General features: G+C 72.4%; 6 protein-coding genes. 1 reads left to right on the forward strand and 5 read right to left on the reverse strand.

Translation table 11 applies throughout. From position 1 onward, the window contains the following. The first annotated feature begins 94 nt into the window (after positions 1-94). Positions 95-865: a cytochrome P450 gene (locus ABZ805_RS18955; protein ID WP_358441730.1), complete on the forward strand. Its 771-nt coding sequence runs from the start codon at positions 95-97 to the stop codon at positions 863-865. 41 nt (positions 866-906) lie between these two features. Here the strand turns inward: ABZ805_RS18955 and ABZ805_RS18960 are convergent, their stop codons facing one another. From ABZ805_RS18960 to ABZ805_RS18980, 5 genes are read right to left on the reverse strand one after another with little or no spacing between them, the layout of a single operon-like run. Then, positions 907-2,151: a cytochrome P450 gene (locus ABZ805_RS18960; RefSeq protein WP_358441732.1), complete on the reverse strand. Its 1,245-nt coding sequence runs from the start codon at positions 2,149-2,151 to the stop codon at positions 907-909. Further along, complete coding sequence (locus ABZ805_RS18965; RefSeq protein WP_358441734.1) at positions 2,148-3,203, reverse strand: NADP-dependent oxidoreductase; 1,056 nt, start codon at positions 3,201-3,203, stop codon at positions 2,148-2,150. The genes ABZ805_RS18960 and ABZ805_RS18965 overlap by 4 nt, the downstream gene beginning before the upstream one ends. 1 nt (position 3,204) lies before the next feature. Further along, positions 3,205-4,908 (reverse strand): NAD(P)/FAD-dependent oxidoreductase, encoded by a 1,704-nt coding sequence (locus ABZ805_RS18970; protein WP_358441736.1) that lies wholly within the window; start codon positions 4,906-4,908, stop codon positions 3,205-3,207. Then, positions 4,905-6,569: an NAD(P)/FAD-dependent oxidoreductase gene (locus tag ABZ805_RS18975; RefSeq protein ID WP_358441738.1), complete on the reverse strand. Its 1,665-nt coding sequence runs from the start codon at positions 6,567-6,569 to the stop codon at positions 4,905-4,907. Before ABZ805_RS18975 ends, ABZ805_RS18970 begins: the two co-directional genes overlap by 4 nt. Then, on the reverse strand, positions 6,559-15,810 hold the full coding sequence (locus ABZ805_RS18980) for an amino acid adenylation domain-containing protein (RefSeq protein WP_358441740.1): 9,252 nt from the start codon (positions 15,808-15,810) through the stop codon (positions 6,559-6,561). Before ABZ805_RS18980 ends, ABZ805_RS18975 begins: the two co-directional genes overlap by 11 nt. Between the last annotated feature and the right edge of the window lie 585 nt (positions 15,811-16,395).

Here is a 16,395-nt window from a genome sequence, read left to right on the forward strand (position 1 = left end):
TGCGGGCCGCGGGCGCTGCGGGAGACGCCGACGACGTAGCACTTGACGCGCATGCCGTGCTCGTAGCGCTCACCCGGCACCTGCTCGGCGGCGGGTGGAGGTCTTCGCGAGCCCGGTCGCCTTCGAGGTGATCGGCACGCTGCTCGGGGTACGGCTCGACCGCGGCTCGGTGCGCGCGGCCACCGAAGCGATGCTGGCGCTGGAGAACGACGCCGAGAGCACCGGCCGGGCGTGGGGCACGCTGTGGACCGAGCTGCTGGAGCAGGTGCGCGCCAAGCGCGCCGCACCCGGCGACGACCTGGTGAGCGCGCTGCTCACCGACGAAGCGCTGTCCGACGAGGAGATCGCGACGATGAGCTCGATGCTCATCACCGGCGGCGACGACACGACGGCGAACATGCTCGGCCTCGGCACCTACGCCCTGCTCGCCCACCCCGACCAGCTCGCGGCGCTGCGCGCGGACCCGGCGGTGATCGACACCGCGGTGGAGGAACTGCTGCGGTACCTGACGATCAACCAGTTCGGCACCACCCGCACCGCGATGCAGGACGTCGAGCTGCGCGGCCACACCATCCGGGAGGGCGAACCGGTCACCGTGTCGCTGTCCGCGGCCAACCGCGACCCGGAGCGGTTCCCGGACCCCGACCGGCTCGACCTCGGCCGGTCCGCGGTCGGGCACCTCGCGTTCGGGCACGGCATCCACCACTGCCTGGGCGCGCAACTGGCCAGGGTGGAGCTGCGGCTCGGCTTTTCCGGGCTGCTGCGGCGTTTTCCCGGCCTGCGGCTGGCGGTGCCCGCCGCCGAAGTCCCGCTGCGCGCGGCCTCGGTCAACTACGGCGTGCACCGCCTGCCGGTGACCTGGTGATCAGGGGCGAGCCTGCCGCCCGCCCCTGATCCGGCGGGCGGTCAGGCCCCGTCCCAGGTGACCGGCAAGCGCAGCGGGCCGCGGGTGAACAGGCCGCGCTTCCACTCCACGTCCTGTTCGGACGTGGCGAACCGCAAGCCCGGCAGGCGCCGCAGCAGGGTGCGCAACGCGATCTGCAGCTCCAGCCTCGCCAGCTGCGATCCGACGCAGAAGTGCGCGCCGTGGCCGAAACCGAGGTGCGACGCCTCCTTCCGCGTCACGTCCAGCACGTCGGGGTCGTGGAACACCGACTCGTCCCGGTTCGCCGAGACCAGGCTCACCAGCACCGGTTCACCCGCGCGCACGAGCACCCCGCCCACCTCGACGTCCTCGGTGGCGTAGCGCGGGAACGCCGCCATCGAGAACAGCGGGACGTACCGCAGCAGCTCCTCCACGGTCGGCGCCACGAGCTCCGGGTCGGCGATCAGCCGGGACACCAGCTCCGGCCGGGTCAGCAGGGCGTACATGAAGCTGGCGATCTGCGAGGCCGTCGTCTCGTGCCCGCCGACGAGGATCGCCACCGCCAACGACAGCAGCTCGTCGTCGTTGAGCCGCCCGTCCACGTCGCGGGCGGTGACGAGGACGCTCATCAGGTCGTCCTTCGGCTCCGCACGCCGCTGCACGATGAGCTCCGCGACGTACTCCCGCAGCCGCGTCGCATAGGTCCGGATCTGCTCCGGGGTGAGGCTGCCGACGGACATGAAGGCGTCCGACCAGGTCTGGAAGTCGTGCCGGTCCGCGTAGGGCACGCCCAGCAGCTCGCAGATCACGCCCGCGGGCAGCGGGCGCGCGAAGTCCTCCGCGAGGTCGGCTGTGCCACCCTGCTCCAGCATCCGGTCGACGAGCCCGTCGGCGAGGAGCTGCACGCTCGGGCGCAGCTTCTCGATGGCGCGCACCGTGAACGCGTGGCTGAGGATCTTGCGGATGCGGGTGTGCTCCGGCGGGTCCAGGTACTGCACGCTGCGGATGTGGCGGCCGATCGCGCCCTTCGGACGGGTGCTGGGTTCGTCCCGGTCGAACGCCTCGGCCCGGCTGAACCGGGGATCGCCGAGCACGAACTTCACGTCCGCGTAGCGGGTCGCCAGCCAGGCCGGTTCGCCGTAGGCCAGCTGCACCCGGGACACCGGGTCGTCGCGCCGCAGCTCCGCGTACGACGGGTGCACGCCCAGCCGCTCCGGTTGGTCGAACGGGTAGCTCCGCGGGGCCTCGGCCGAGCCGGGTCGCGGGGTGTCCTCCACGCTGCTCACAGTTCCACCAGCACCTTTCCCCGATTGGCCGCGCTGCCGCGGTAGAGGCTGTCGTAGGCGTCCGGGATCGCGTCGATCCCGTGGTACACGGTCTGGTCGTGGCGGAGCCGCCCGGCGCGGACGAGCGGTCCGAGGTCGGCCCGCAGCGCGGCCCAGTTCTCCTCGGTGTGCCATTCCAGCGAGTAGACGCCGCGGATCGTGGCGCGCGGGTACATCACCAGCGGCAGCAGCCGCGGCCCGCGCTCCTCGCCGCCGACCTGGTGCGCCCACTGCCAGCAGATCGCGACCCGGCTGCCGACGGTGAGCAGGGTGAACGCGGCGTCGGTGATCGCGCCGCCGAGGTTGTCGAAGTACCGGTCGATGCCGTTCGGCGCCACGGCGGCCAACTCGGCGCGGATCTGCTCGGTGGGAGTGCCGTGCCGGTAGACGACCACCTCGTCGAAGCCGAGCCCCCGCAGGTACGGCACCTTCTCCGGCGAGGTGGTCGTGCCCACCACCCGGGCGCCGGCGAGCTTGGCGAGCTGGCCGACGAGCGAGCCGACCCCGCCCGAAGCGCCGCTGACGAGCACCGTGTCGTCCGGCCGCACGTCGAGGAACTTCGTCACCGTTCCCCACGCGGCCATGCCGGGCCCGCCGAACACGCCCAGCGCGCTGGACAGCGGCAGCGCCTCGTCGTGGTGCGCCGGGTCGAGCTCGCGGTAGGGCGGGACCTCCAGCGGGAACCGGCTCCGGAAGAGCGTGCCGCCCGCACCGGTGCTGACGACGTGGCTGCGCCAGCCTCCCCAGCCCTGCACCAGGGTGCCCGGCCCGAACCGGGCGCGCGGCCCGGCCTCCAGCACTTCCAGCACCGAGTCACCGCCCGCGGGCTCGCCGAGCGGCAGGTTCAAGGTGATCCCGTGCAGGTAGGGGTCGAGGGACACGTACCGGACGCGCAGCAGCATCTCCTCGGGGCCGAGCCGGACGTCGACGTCCTCGACGACCTTCTCGTACATCCGGTCCACCGCGGGCACGCCTTCCGCGTGCTCGCTGATGACCCATTTCTCGATCTTCACCTCAGGCTCCTCGTTTCGGGGCCGGCTCGGCCGCCACGGCCTGCCGGGGTGCGTCCGGCCCGACCGGGATGAGCCGGTGGGTGGGCGGCGGTGCGGATTCGTCGACGTGCGCGGTGAACTCCTTGCCGTCGTCGCGGCAGACGAAGTGCATGACCTGCCTGCCCGCGCCGACGGCCCGGATGAGGCCGCCGGTCGTGGCCCACACCCCGGACAGGTAGAAGTTCGCCAGCCCGGGCAGGCGCGGCCCGTGCTTCTTGATCTCCACTTCCATGTCCTCGCCGCCGTCCACGAACGGCTGCCAGCCGAGGACGGTGCCGTCGTAGTTGCCGGTGTAGCGGACCTGGGTGAGCGGGGTGGAGATGTCCCTGGTGACCACGGCGTCCCGCAGCCCGGGGTGGCAGGTGTCGAGGTAGTCGACCAGCGCGTCCTTCACCTGCCGCTTCGCCGCGTAGTACGCGGTGCCGCGACGCACCGAGAGGGTATGCACCTCGGCGCCGTGCCGGACCCGGCTGCGCTGCTCCGGACCGGTGCTGAGCTCCCGCCACGGCTCGATGTCGCAGAAGTAGGTGGCGTACACGACGGCTCCGCCCGGCGGCGCGAGCTCCGGGTAGTGCGTGCTGCGGAACTGCACGTTGATGCTCGGGTGGCGCAGCCCGATCAGCTTCGACGCCACGTCCTCGTCGAGCAGGTGCGTGGTGCACGGGTCGCCGTCGGGGAACGGCCGGTCCAGCCCGAGGAACAGCGCGAAGTAGCCGGGGAAGATCATGCCGGGTTCGTCGATGGTCTTCCCGTAGAGCCGCCGGTGCGTGTCGGTGAGGTAGCGGCCGCCGAGCAGCTTCATCGCGGTGGTGTGCCCGTCGCAGGCCGACACGACGATGTCGGCGCGGTGCTCGCTGCCGTCGCTGAGCCGCACCCCGACGGCGCGGTCGTCCTCCACCAGCACCTCGGTCACCTTGGCGTTGTAGGTGATCTGCCCGCCGAGCCGCTGGTAGCGCCGTTCGATGGAGTCCGACAGCCCCTGCGACCCGCCCTCCGGCACGCCCGCCGCGCGGTTCGCGTGCGAGGCGAGCTGGAAGTAGAACGGCAGCACCGGGAACGCCGGGTGCTTCTCGTAGAGGACGAAGTTGAACGCCTCCCGCAGCAGCGGATCCCGGAACTTCGCCGAGTAGTCCGTCATCAGGGTGGTGATCGAGGTGCGGATGACGTTGACGTACGGCAGGAACGAGGCGAGCATCCGCCAGCGCTCGAACCGGCCCATCAGCCCGACCGGCTTGAGGAACGGGTAGACGGTGATCGCCTTCCGGAACTTGCGCAGCCCGTTGCAGAAGTGCCGGATCAGCCGCGCGTCCGCGGGCGACAGCTCGGTGAGGTGCGCCTGCAGCCGGTCCGGATCGGAGTAGAAGTACACCGATCGCCCGTCCCGCCCGCGCACCACGTTGAACACGTCGAAGTGCCGCATCTCCTTGCCCTGCAGGGCACCGAGCTCCAGCCAGATCTGGTGCATCTCGTTGCCCGGCCCGTTGCCGAGCAGCCAGCTCACGCAGATGTCGAAGGTGAAGTCGCCCTTGTCCCACGCGGTGCAGCAGCCGCCGGGGATCTCGTGCATCTCGAAGATCCGCGAGCGGTAGCCGTTCATCTGCGCGTAGCAACCGGTGGACAGCCCGCCCAGGCCACCACCGATGATGATCATCGTTTCGCGGTTCACCGCTGTCCCCTCCCGTCGTGCCGAGCCGGCTTCCGGTCCAGCAGCGGCAGTTCGCCGAGCATCCCGGGGTCCCACGGCTCCTGCTGCTGATCGCTCTCCCACGCGCGGAACGGCACCCCGAGCTCCTGGCAGAGGAACTGCGCGGCGTGCCTGCCCGAGGAAGCCGCCCGGATCAGGCCACCGCCGCCGACCCACTGCCCTGCCATCGAGAACCCGCGCAGGCCGGGCAACCGCATCCGGTCCCGGTCGACCAGCTGCGCCAGCAGGTCGTCGGCCGCCCCGAAGGACTTCCAGGCGAGGATGCTGCCCGCGAAGTTGCCGGTGTAGCGGTGCTGGGTGACGGGCGTGGCCACGTCGACCGACTCGACGCGCTCGTCGAGGCCCGGGTACTGGCGCTCCAGGAAGGAGCGGACGAAGGTGGCGACCCGCTCCTTGCGCGCCCGGTACTCCCGTCGGTTCGACCGGCGCAGCTCCCGCCAGGACCCGAAGTCGGTGAAGAACGTGCAGTGCAGCAAGGACTTGCCCGGCGGGGCGCAGCCCGCCCAGTACTTCGACCGCAACTGCACCACGATGCTGCGCTGCGCCACCCCGGGCAGCGCCGCGCAGTCCTGTTCGGACAGCAGGTAGGTGGTGCTGTGCGGGGTGTCGGGCGGGAGCTCCCCGTCCACGCCGACGAACGCCGACAGGACTCCCGGGTACACCTCCTCGGGCCGGTGCAGCAGATCCTCGTAGAGCCGGTCGACCACGGGACCGGTGTAGCGGCCCGCCAGCATCCGGTAGATCGTCGTCGCCCCGTCGCAGGCCGACACGACGTGGTCGGCGTGGTGCCGGGTCCCGTCGCGCAGCTGCACCCCCACCGCACGGCCGTCCTCGACCAGGATCCGCTCCACCCTGGCCCGGTAGCGGATGTCCCCGCCGAGGTCGAGGTAGCGCCGCTCGACCGAGCGCGCCAGCCCGAGCGACCCGCCCTCGGGGAACCCCGCGTTGCCGTGGTGGGCCGCGGCCATGTTGAGCAGGTACGGCAGCAGCGGGAAACGACCGTGGTCCTGGAAGAAGATGAACGGGAACGCCTGCCGCAGCAGCGGATCCCGCAGCCCGCCGGTGAAGCTCGGCATGTCGGCGGTCGCGGTGCGCCGGTACAGCGATGCGGCGGGCAGCATCCGGGCCAGGGCCGCCAGCTTCTGCCGCCGCGTCTGCAACGGCCCCGGGACCAGGAAGGGGAAGTCCGCCGCGGCCAGGAACCGGCGCAGGTCCCGGCAGAAGGAGCGGATCGGCCGGGAGTCCGCCGGCGAGACCTCCAGCAGGTGCCGCTCCAACCGGTCCGGATCGTTGTAGAAGGTCACCTCCCTGCCGTCGGTGCCGACGACCCGGTTGAACATCTCGAAGTTGGTGATGCTCTTGCCGTCCAGCGCGCCGAGCTCCCGCCACACCCGGTGGGCCTCGTTGCCGGCCGCGGTGCCTGGCAGCCACTCGATGCAGTAGTCGAAGATGTAGCCGTCCCGGCCCCACGCGGTGCAGCAGCCGCCGGGCAGCACGTGCTTCTCGAACACCTGCGTGCGCAAGCCGCTCATCCGCGCGTAGCAGGCGGTGGCCAGCCCGGCGATGCCGCCGCCGATGACGATGACGCTGGGCGCGTCCCCGGCTGAGGTCTCAGGCGACATCGGCGGCACCCCCGGCCAGCACCTCGCGCACCAGATCCGCGTTCGCGCCCACGTGCTCCCGGTCGAGCATGTCCGCGTGCGCACCGGAGCCGCGCAGCACCTCGGCTCCGCGCCGCGAGCGGTCCTGCCAGCCGCCTTCCTCCCCGGTGAGGTGGATCGGGAGGTTGTACGGGTCGCTGAGCACCGTGATCGGTGCGTCGAGCACCGCGGTGTTCGGAGTGCGGCCGCAGAACTCCAGGTACTCCCGAGCCTGGTCGCGCGTCTCCGCCGCGACCACGTCGGTCCCGGTGTGCCTGCGCAGGTGCTCGGCGAGTTCCCGTTCGAACTCCGCGAGCTGCTCGTCGCCGACGTCGAACGGCTCCGCGATGCGGTAGGAGTCGACGATGATCACCCGGGTGACCCGCCTGCCCCGCCGCTCCAGCTCGACCGCGACCTCGAACGCCAGGTTCCCGCCCAGCGAGTAGCCGAGCAGCCGGCAGGCGCCCTCCGGCTGGAACGCCTCGACCAGGTCCGCGTAGCGGGCGATCTTGTCCGCACCGGTGAGGTAGTTGAACCCGATCAGCTCGTGCTCGTCGAGCCGCCCGGCGAGCTGGCGGTACACCAGCCCGTGCCCGCCGACCGGCGGGAAGCAGCACAGCGCTTCGCCGCGGCCCTCGTTGAACCGCACGTAGGGCTGCGATCCCGGCAGCCGCCCGGTGATCACGTGCTCGACGGTCTTGGCCATGCCGTGCAGCGTGGTGGTCTTGAACAGCTCGCCCACCGCGACGGTGATGTCGAACTCGGCCTGCACGTGGTGGATCAGCTCGATCAGCTTGATGGAACTGCCGCCCAGCTCGAAGAAGTCGTCGTGCAGCCCGACCCGGTCGAGGCCGAGCAGGGCCCGCCAGTGCGCGGCCATCCGCTCCTCGAACAGCGTCGTGGTGGGCTCGTGGTCGCGGGTCCGCACCGCCGCGGGCGCGGGCAGCTCGTCCAAGTCCACCTTCCCGCTCACCGTCAGCGGCAGCTCCGGGAGCTCCACCAGGTGCGCCGGGATCATGAAGGTGGGCAGGTGCTCGGCCAGGTGGCGGCGCAGGCCGCGCCGGTCCAGCTCCGCGCCGTCCACCGGCACGCAGTAGGCGCACAGCGCGGTCTCCCCGCCGGAGTCGGGGCGCGCCACCACCACGACCCGCTTGAGCTGCGGCCAGGCGGCCAGGTGCGCTTCGACCTCGCCGAGTTCGATCCGGTGCCCGCGCACCTTGATCTGCGAGTCGGCCCGCCCGAGCAGGTGCAGCACGCCGTCCGCGTCCCAGCGGGCCAGGTCGCCGGTCCGGTAGCAGCGCACCGGTTCGCCGTGCGGGGAGATCGTGCGGAACCGCTCGGCGGTCTGCGCGGGATCGCCCCGGTAGCCGGCGGCGACCGCGTCCCCGCCGATCCACAGCTCCCCGGTCACGCCCGCCGGCACCGGGCGTTCGTGCTCGTCCAGCAGGTAGCAGGCGGTGTTCGGCAGCGGGGTGCCGATCGGGACCGGCTGCCCCGGTTCCAGGCCTTCGGCGGAACCCTCGAAGCAGGTGCTGTCCACAGTGGCCTCGGTGACCCCGTAGGAGCTGATCACCCGAGTGCCCGGCCCGCACAGCTCGCGCAGCCGCCGGTACTCCTCGACCTTCCACACGTCGGAGCCGACGACCAGCACCCGCAGGAAGTCCAGCCGCGCGCCCCGGGTTTCGCAGTGCTCCAGCAGACCCCGCACCACCGCGGGCACGAATTCGGCGCAGTCCACCCGTTCCCGCACCATCGTCCGGTGCAGCAGCGCGGTGTTGAACAGCAGTTCCCGGTCGACGAGCACCAGGGTGCCGCCGGAGCACAGCGCTCGCACCAGGTCCCCGGTGAACACGTCGAAGGCGGGGCTGGCGAGTTGCAGGTGCACCCGCACGTCGCCGTCGAGCCCGTACTCGCGCTGCCAGGACGCCTGCGCGGACGCGAGGTTGCGATGCCCGACCTGCACGGCCTTCGGCACCCCGGTGGAACCGGAGGTGTAGCAGACGTAGGCCGGTGTCTCCGGTCCGACGCGCACCTCGGCCGGGGCGGGAGCGCCGACGGCCTCCGCGGCGAGCTCCGCCGGGGTCAGCACCTCCGCCGTCGTCCCGAGCACCGCTCGCACCGGCTCGTCGCCCAGCACCAGCGCCGCTTCGGAGTGCCGCACGACGAGCGCGAGCCGGTCCGCCGGGTGCCCCGGGTCCAGCGGTAGGTAGGCGGCACCGGCCCGCAGCACGCCCAGCACCGAGGCGATCAGCTCGGGGCTCTTCCCCTGGCACAGCGCCACGACGGAACCCTCCCCGATGCCGCGCGCCCGCAGGCCGCGCGCCAGCCGCTCGGACAGCTCGTCCAGCTCCCGGTAGCTCAGCAGGCGGCCGGTTTCGGGGTGCGAGACGGCGACCGCACCGGGATGCGCGCGGGCCCTCGCCACGATCAGCTCGTGCACCGGGGCGTCGAGCTCGGGCGAGCGGCCCGCGCCGCTCCACTCGCCGAGGATGCGGTCCTGCTCGGCAGCACCGAGCATCGGCAGCTCCCCGATGCGCCCCGCGCCCGGTGCCGCGGTGAGCGCGTCGAGCAGCGCGGTGTAGTGCCCGGCCATCCGCCGCACCGTCGCGGGCAGGAACAGGTCGGTGTTGTACTTGAACACGCAGTGGAAGCGCTGGTCGGCCTCGTCCTCGTACACCGACAGCGTCAGGTCGAACTGGCCCTCCTCCTCGGGGAGTTCGACGTAGTCGAGCCGGTAGCCGTACTGCTCGGCCGAGACCTTGTGGTGCAGCAGGATGAACATCACCTGGAACACCGCCGACCGGCTCGGGTCGTGCTGCAACCCGAGCTGCTCGACCAGCAGCACGAACGGGTACTCCTGGTTGTCCAGCCCGCCCAGCACGGTGGCGCGGACTCGGTCGAGCAGCTCGGCCACCGTCGGATCGCCGCCGAGGTGCGCGTGCAGCGGCAGCGGGTTGACGAAGTAGCCGTACACCGAACCGAATTCGGGCGCGGTGCGGCCGGTGACCGGACTGCCGACGATGAGGTCGTCCTGCCCCGAATACCGGTGCAGCAGCAGGTAGTAGGCGCTGAGCAGCACCACGAACGGCGTGACGTTGTGCGCCCGCGCCAGTTCGTGCACCCGGGCGCTCTGCGCGGCGTCCAGGGTGAAGAACTCCGAGGCGCCGTTGTGCGTCTGCACCAGCGGGCGCGGTTTGTCGGTCGGCAGGTTCAGCACCTCGACCCGTTCCGGCAGGTGCGCGCGCCAGTGGTCCAGCATCCGCCGCGCGTCCGGACCGGCGAGGAACTCGTTCTGCCGGTTGAGGAAGTCCAGGTAGGTCGCGCCCACCGGGGCCAGCCGGGCGGGTTCGCCGCGCCGCAGCCCTTCGTACAGGGCGAGCAGTTCCTCGATGAAGGTGAACGTGGAGATCGCGTCCGAGATGATGTGGTGCACGGCCTTCACCAGCACCCAGCGATCGGGTGCGCGCTGGAACAGGCGGAACCGGATCAGCGGGTCGCGTTCGAGGTCGTAGGGCTCGCGGTAGGCCTCGACGATCCTGCGGTGCACCTCGTCCCAGTCCAGGCCGCGGACGTCGACGACCGCGAAGTCCGGCACCGCTTCCGGCGCGATCACCTGCACGGGTTCACCGCGGTGCAGCAGGAAGTTGGCGCGCAGGCTCGGATGCCGGTCCACCAGGGTGGCGAACGCCCGCTCCAGCAGGTCCGGCTCCAGTTCGATGCGGACCTCGACGGCGCCGCCGATGTTGTAGGCGAACCCGTCGGGGTGCAGCTGCTTGAGGAACCACAGCGCCTTCTGGTTCTGGGTGAGCGGGAAGCGGTGCTCGTCGCGGATCACCTCCACCGCCACCGCTTCCCGGTCCTCGCCCGCGGTAGCGGCGAGCTCCTCGTGGACCTGCTCGACGAGCTCGCGCACCGGGGTGTTGCCGAGCAGCGCGACGACCGGCAGCGCGACGCCGAGCTCCGCCTGGATCTGCGCGCGCAGCTCCATCGCGAGCATCGAGTCGAGGCCGAGCGCGGTGAGCCCGTCCTGCTCGGCCACCGACTCCGGCGGCACCTGCAGCACGCCGGCCACCAGCGCGGTGAAGCGCTCGGTCAGCAGCTCGCGGCGCCGCCCGGGTTCGGCGGTGCGGAACACGTCGAGGAAACCCGCCGTCTCGGCCGGTCCGGCGGTGTCGGCGGCGGCCGCGAGCTCGGCGACCAGCGGCGGCGCCACCGGGTACCAGGCGAGGAAGGTGGGCCAGTCGACGACGGTGGCGACGACCAGCTGCGCCTGCCGCTCGCCCAGGACGCGTTCCAGCACGGCCATCCCGCCCTCGGGGGTCAGCGAGCTCATGCCGCGCGCGTTCCGGTAGTGCTCGACGAGCCCCTGCTCCTCGATCATGCCGGTGGCCCAGGGACCCCAGTCGATGCTGAGCGCGGGCAGCCCGAGCGCGCGCCGGTGGTGCGCCAGCGCGTCGAGGAACGCGTTGCCCGCCGCGTAGTTCGTCTGGCCCGCGGTGGTGAGCAGCGAGGCGATCGAGGCGAACAGCACGAAGTGCTCCAGCGGCTCATCCCGCAGGTGCCGGTGCAGCAGCTGCGCGCCGATGACCTTCGGGTCGTGCACCGCGCGGTAGGCCTCCCGGTCCAGGTCGGCCACGAGCGCGTCGCGCAGGTTTCCGGCGAGGTGGAAGGCGCCGCGGATCGGCTGCGGTTCGCGACGGCGGTGTTCGGCGAGCCACTCGCCCAGCGCGGTCTCGTCGGTGATGTCGAGGCGCACGACGTCGGGCTGCGCGCCGAGCGCTTCCAATTCGCGGACGAAGCGGATGCGGCCACCCGCCGCGGAGTCCGGGGCGACCGTCCGCCAGTCGGCGCGTTCCGGCACTCCGGAGCGGCTGATCAGCACCAGCCGCCGTGCGCCGCGCTTGACCAGGGTGCGGCACAGCAGCCGACCGAGGGCGCCGAACGCGCCGGTGACCAGGTAGGTGCCGTCCGGCCGCAGTGCGATCGGCAGCGGTGTCGAGAGGTCTTGCGCGGGGCGCAGCCGTGCGGTGCGGAACTCGGTGCCGCGCACCGCGATCTCGTCCTCGGCGGGCGCGGCGACGGCGCGCAGCACGTCGGCGGCGTCGGTCTCGACGTCGGGGCGGCCCGGATCGAGGTCGACCAGCTTCCCGCGGTTGCGCACCGCTTCCTGCTGGCGCAGCACCCGGCCGATGCCCCACGCCGGGGCGCCCAGCGGGGCGGGCACGTCGCCGGGCACGACGGCCTGCGCGCCCCGGGTCACCACGTGCAGCTGCGCCGCGCAACGCCGTTGCTGCAGCACGTCGGCGAGCGCGATGAGCGAGTAGCCGCCGAGGTCGGCCTGCGCGTCGAACTCCGCGCGGTCCAGCGGCTCCATCCCGGGCAGGTCCAGGTTCCACAGGTGCAGCACGTGGTCGGGGGCGTCGCCGCCGAGCTCGTCGAACAGCCGTTGCAGGTCGTCCCGGTCCCCGGGCCGCACCTCGGATTCCGCCCGGCCGGTCCGGTAGCGCGTTCCGGGCCGCACCAGGTGGTAGCTGCCGCCGCCCGCGGTGACCCGGGCGCCGAGCGCCGCGCCGACGCCGCTGCGGTCGGCGAACACCAGCCAGCGGCCGCCCGCGTCATCCGCCGCGTCCAGGGGAAGCGGCTGCCACACCGGTTCGGCCAGCCAGTTGTCGATGGTCCGGCGGGCCAGCGAACCGGTCCGTTCCACGTCGCCCGCCCGGAAACCGTCGATGTGACCCAGCGGGGCGCCCTCGTCGGTGAACAGCGCGAGGCGTCCGACGAGGTCGCCGCCCTCGCGCGCGGTGATCCGCGCGTGCACCCAGATCGGCCGGTCCCCGACCGGGTCGAGCCGCAGCTCCGCCAGCGACAGCGGCAGCCGGATGCCGCCGCTCCCACCGCCGTCGCGCAGCACCTCGGGCACCAGCAGGGTCTGGAAGCAGGCGTCCAGCAGCACGGGGTGCGCGTGGTGCGCGGCCGCGTCGGCCGCCTGCTCGGTGGGCACGATCCGGGCCAGCGCTTCGTCCTCGCCGAGCCACACCTGCTCGATCGCCCGGAACGCGGGCCCGTACTGGTAGCCGGCCGCGTCCAGCGCCGCGTAGCAGGACTCCCGGTCCAGGTGGCGCCGGTCGGGTCCGCGCAGCGCGGACCAGTCCGGCACCTCGCCGGCTCCGCCGCCGAAGCCGCCGCCGGTTCCCGCGGAGCCGCTCGCGTGCACCGTGCGCCGGTCCTCGCCGCCGGACGTCGCGATGGTGAACCGGGCGTCCTCCCCGGACAGCGCGAGCTGCACCTTGCCGACCTCCCCGTCGGCGAGGAACAGCGCGCGGCGGAACTCCAGGTCGCGCAGCAGCACGCGGTCGTCGCCGGTGAGGGCGCGGACGGCCTGCGCGGCCATCTCCGCGTACCCGGCGGCGGGGAACACGACGGTCCCCTGGATGCGGTGGTCGTCGAGGTACGGCAGCCGTTCGAGGTCGAGCGCGAGTTCCCAGCCGGGCTCGGCGGTGGCCAGCCTGCGACCGAGCAGCGGGTGGTCGACCCGCCCGAGCCGGATCTGCGCGACCGGCTCGGGTTCGGTCCAGTAGCGGTCCCGCGCCCACGGGTACGGGGGCAGCGCGACGACCCGGCCGGCCGGGTGCAGCCGGGACCAATCGACGTCGATGCCGCGGGTGTGCAGCGCGGCGAGCGAGGTGAGCGCGCATTCGACCTCGTCCTCGCGGCGCCGGATCGACGGCAGCGCGACGCCGTCGACCTCGTGGTGCGCCAGGCATTCCCGGATCGGGTGGGACAGCACGGGGTGCGGGCCGATCTCCAGGAAGGTGCGGTGGCCCGCGGCGATCAGCCGGTCGACGGCGGCGCGGAAGCGGACCGGTTCGCGGACGTTGCGCCACCAGTACTCGGCGTCCAGTTCGGAACCGCGCGCCCGGTGCTCCGCCGCGGTCAGCTCCAGCGGGATCCGCGCCTCCTGCGGCCGGATGTCGGCCAGCGCGGCCAGCAGCTCGTCCTCGATCGGGTCCATCCGCGGGCTGTGGTACGGCACCTCGACGTCGAGCATCCGGGCGAAGACGTGCTCGGCCTCCAGTTCGGCGGCGAGCGCGCGCAGCGCGTCGGCGTCGCCGGCCAGCGTGCTGGCGGCCGGGCCGTTCACGGCGGCCACCGAGATGCGGTCGCCGCGATCGCGGATCCGGTCGAGCGCGGCGGCCTCGTCCAGCGCGACGGCGAGCATCGTGCCGGTGCCGGTGAGCCGCTGCTGCAACCGGCTGCGGTGGAGCGCGATGGTGGTGGCGTCGCGCAGCGAGTACACGCCCGCTTCGTGGAAGGCGGCGATCTCACCGGTGCTGTGCCCGACGATCGCGTCCGGGTGCACTCCCCGGTGCCGCCACAGCGCGGCCAGCCCGACCTGCACGGCGAAGTTCGCGGGCTGCGCCAGCCAGGTGTCGTCCATCCGCGATTCCGCCGCGGGCGCGCGGAGTTCGTCGATGAGCGACCACCCGGCGAGCTCCCGGATCTCCGCGTGGCAGCGCTCCACGGCCTCCCGGTACACCGGTTCGGCGTCGAACAGCTCCCGTCCCATCGCCCACCACTGCGGGCCCATGCCGCTGAACGCCCACACCAGTCCGCCGGTGTCCCGGCGGCGGTCGGCGACGACCCGGGGTTCGGCGTCGCCGCGCAGGTGCGCGTCCAGCCGCGCGCGCAGCGCGTCGGCCGAGGTGTACACGACGCAGAGCCGGGCCTCGTGGTGCTGGCGGCGGCGGGCGAGGGTGTAGCCGAGGTCGCGCAGCCCGGGCTCGTCGACCTCGTCCAGCCCGGCGCGGATGGCCTGGACCCGCCGCCACAGCGATTCCTCGTCGCGCGCGCTGATCGGCAGCACGTTCGGGCCGGCGGGGACGTCGTCGACCGGTTGCGGCGCGGGGGCCTCTTCGACGAGGACGTGCGCGTTGGTGCCGCCGAAGCCGAAGGAGTTGACCCCGGCGCGGGCCGGCCCGTCGTGCGCGGGCCAGTCGGTCAGCCGCTGCGGAATCCGGTACGGCTGCGCGGCCGGGTCGATACCCGGGTTGAGCGTGTTCAGGTTGATGTGCGGCGGGATCCGGCGCTCGCGCACCGACAGCGCGACCTTGATCAGCCCGGCGACTCCGGCGGCGGCCTCGGTGTGCCCGATGTTCGTCTTCACCGAACCGACGTAGCGTTCGTCGCCGTCCCGGTGGCCGTGCGCGAGGGCTCGCCCGAGCGCGTTCGCCTCGATGGGGTCGCCGACGGGGGTGGAGGTGCCGTGCGCCTCCACGTACTGCAGGTCGCCGGGCAGCAGGCCTGCCTCGGCGCAGACCCGTTCGACGAGTTCCGCCTGCCGGTCCCCGTCCGGCACGGTGATGCCGCCGGTGCGGCCGTCCTGGTTCACGCCCGAACCGGTGACGAGCGCGTAGATCGGGTCGCCGTCCCGTTCGGCGTCGGCGAGCCGCTTGAGCACCACGGCCGCGACGCCCTCGGAGCGCACGTAGCCGTCGGCGGCGGCGTCGAAGGTGCGGGACAGCCCTTCGGGGGACAGGAAGCCGCCGCGGGTCTCGCTGATCGTGTACTGCGGGGCCAGCTGGAGGGAGGTGCCGCCGACCACCGCGAGCTCGCTCTCCCCGCTGCGCAGGCTGTTGCAGGCGAGGTGCACGGACACCAGTGAGGAGCTGCACGCGGTGTCGATCGAGACGCTGGGCCCGCGGAAGTCGAAGCAGTGCGAGATGCGGTTCGACACCATCGTCATCATCGTGCCGGTCGCGGTGTGCGCGGCGAGGGTGGTGAAGTCCAGGTCCCCGAATTGGAGGATCTTGTAGTCGAGGGTGAAGGCGCCGATGAAGACGCCGACGTCGGTGCCCGCGAGGTCGGCCGGGCGCTGGCCGCCGTCCTCCAGCGCCTCCCAGGTCACCTCCAGCAGCTTCCGCTGCTGCGGGTCCATGTGCGCGGCTTCACGCGGGCTGATGCCGAAGAACGCCGGGTCGAACTCGTCGAATCCGTCGATGTAGCCGCCGCGACCGCCGACCAGGCGGCCGGCCTTCGCCGGATCGCCGCTGCGCAGCGTGCCGATGTCGTAGCGGTCGTGCGGCGTGGGGGTGAGGCAGTCCCTGCCTTCGGCCAGGTTGCGCCAGAACGCGCTCGGGGTGCCCGCACCGCCGGGTAAGCGGCAGCCGATCCCGATGATCGCGATCTTGCCCTGGTGCGGCGGGGTGGTGGATTCGGTGCCCATCTGATCCTCGGTGTCCTCGCGACCATCGACGTCAATTCGGAAAAGTGGCACCCGCCGGGGAGATCTGCACCGGCGCCGCCGAACCGAGGCTAGAAAGCGAAAAAGGCACTATCCACCCGTTGGCCACGCCGTTACCCGACCGGGTAGTTTTTTTCTCCGACGGGGGTTCCCGATCGAATGATCTTCTTCGGCATCCGGGCGAATTCCACCTGACCTGAAGACATCTCGGGTCGATCCGAACGCGCCCCCTCGTCCGATTTCCGTTGTGATGCAGGGAGATCCGACTCCCCACCGAGGGCCCATCCCGCTCGAACCCGCCCCGATCCGATGTGCACGCGCGCCGACTCCACTCCCGACCCCCGATTCACATCCCGCTATTCCAATTGGAAACCATCAACTCAAGACGATCTCACGCAAAGAGAGACAAGAACGACCATCGGATTGCCCCCTACCGACGAAAGATCGCGCACTCCACCCGCGCGAAGAAATCCGACTCGGTGCTCTCCGGCGAAAGACGTTGCACGACCAGACCTGCGATGGATCGCCGAGGTGTGCTCCGCGCCCGGGCGACGCGCGGGATGCGCG

It is taken from the genome of Saccharopolyspora sp. NPDC047091 (genome assembly GCF_040643635.1).
Lineage (GTDB): Bacteria > Actinomycetota > Actinomycetes > Mycobacteriales > Pseudonocardiaceae > Saccharopolyspora_C.

Bases quoted from the DNA above. Each gene is read 5' to 3' on its own strand.
- ABZ805_RS18975 (WP_358441738.1), bottom strand. From the start codon at position 6,569: ATGTCGCCTGAGACCTCAGCCGGGGACGCGCCCAGCGTCATCGTCATC.
- ABZ805_RS18980 (WP_358441740.1), bottom strand. From the start codon at position 15,810: ATGGGCACCGAATCCACCACCCCGCCGCACCAGGGCAAGATCGCGATC.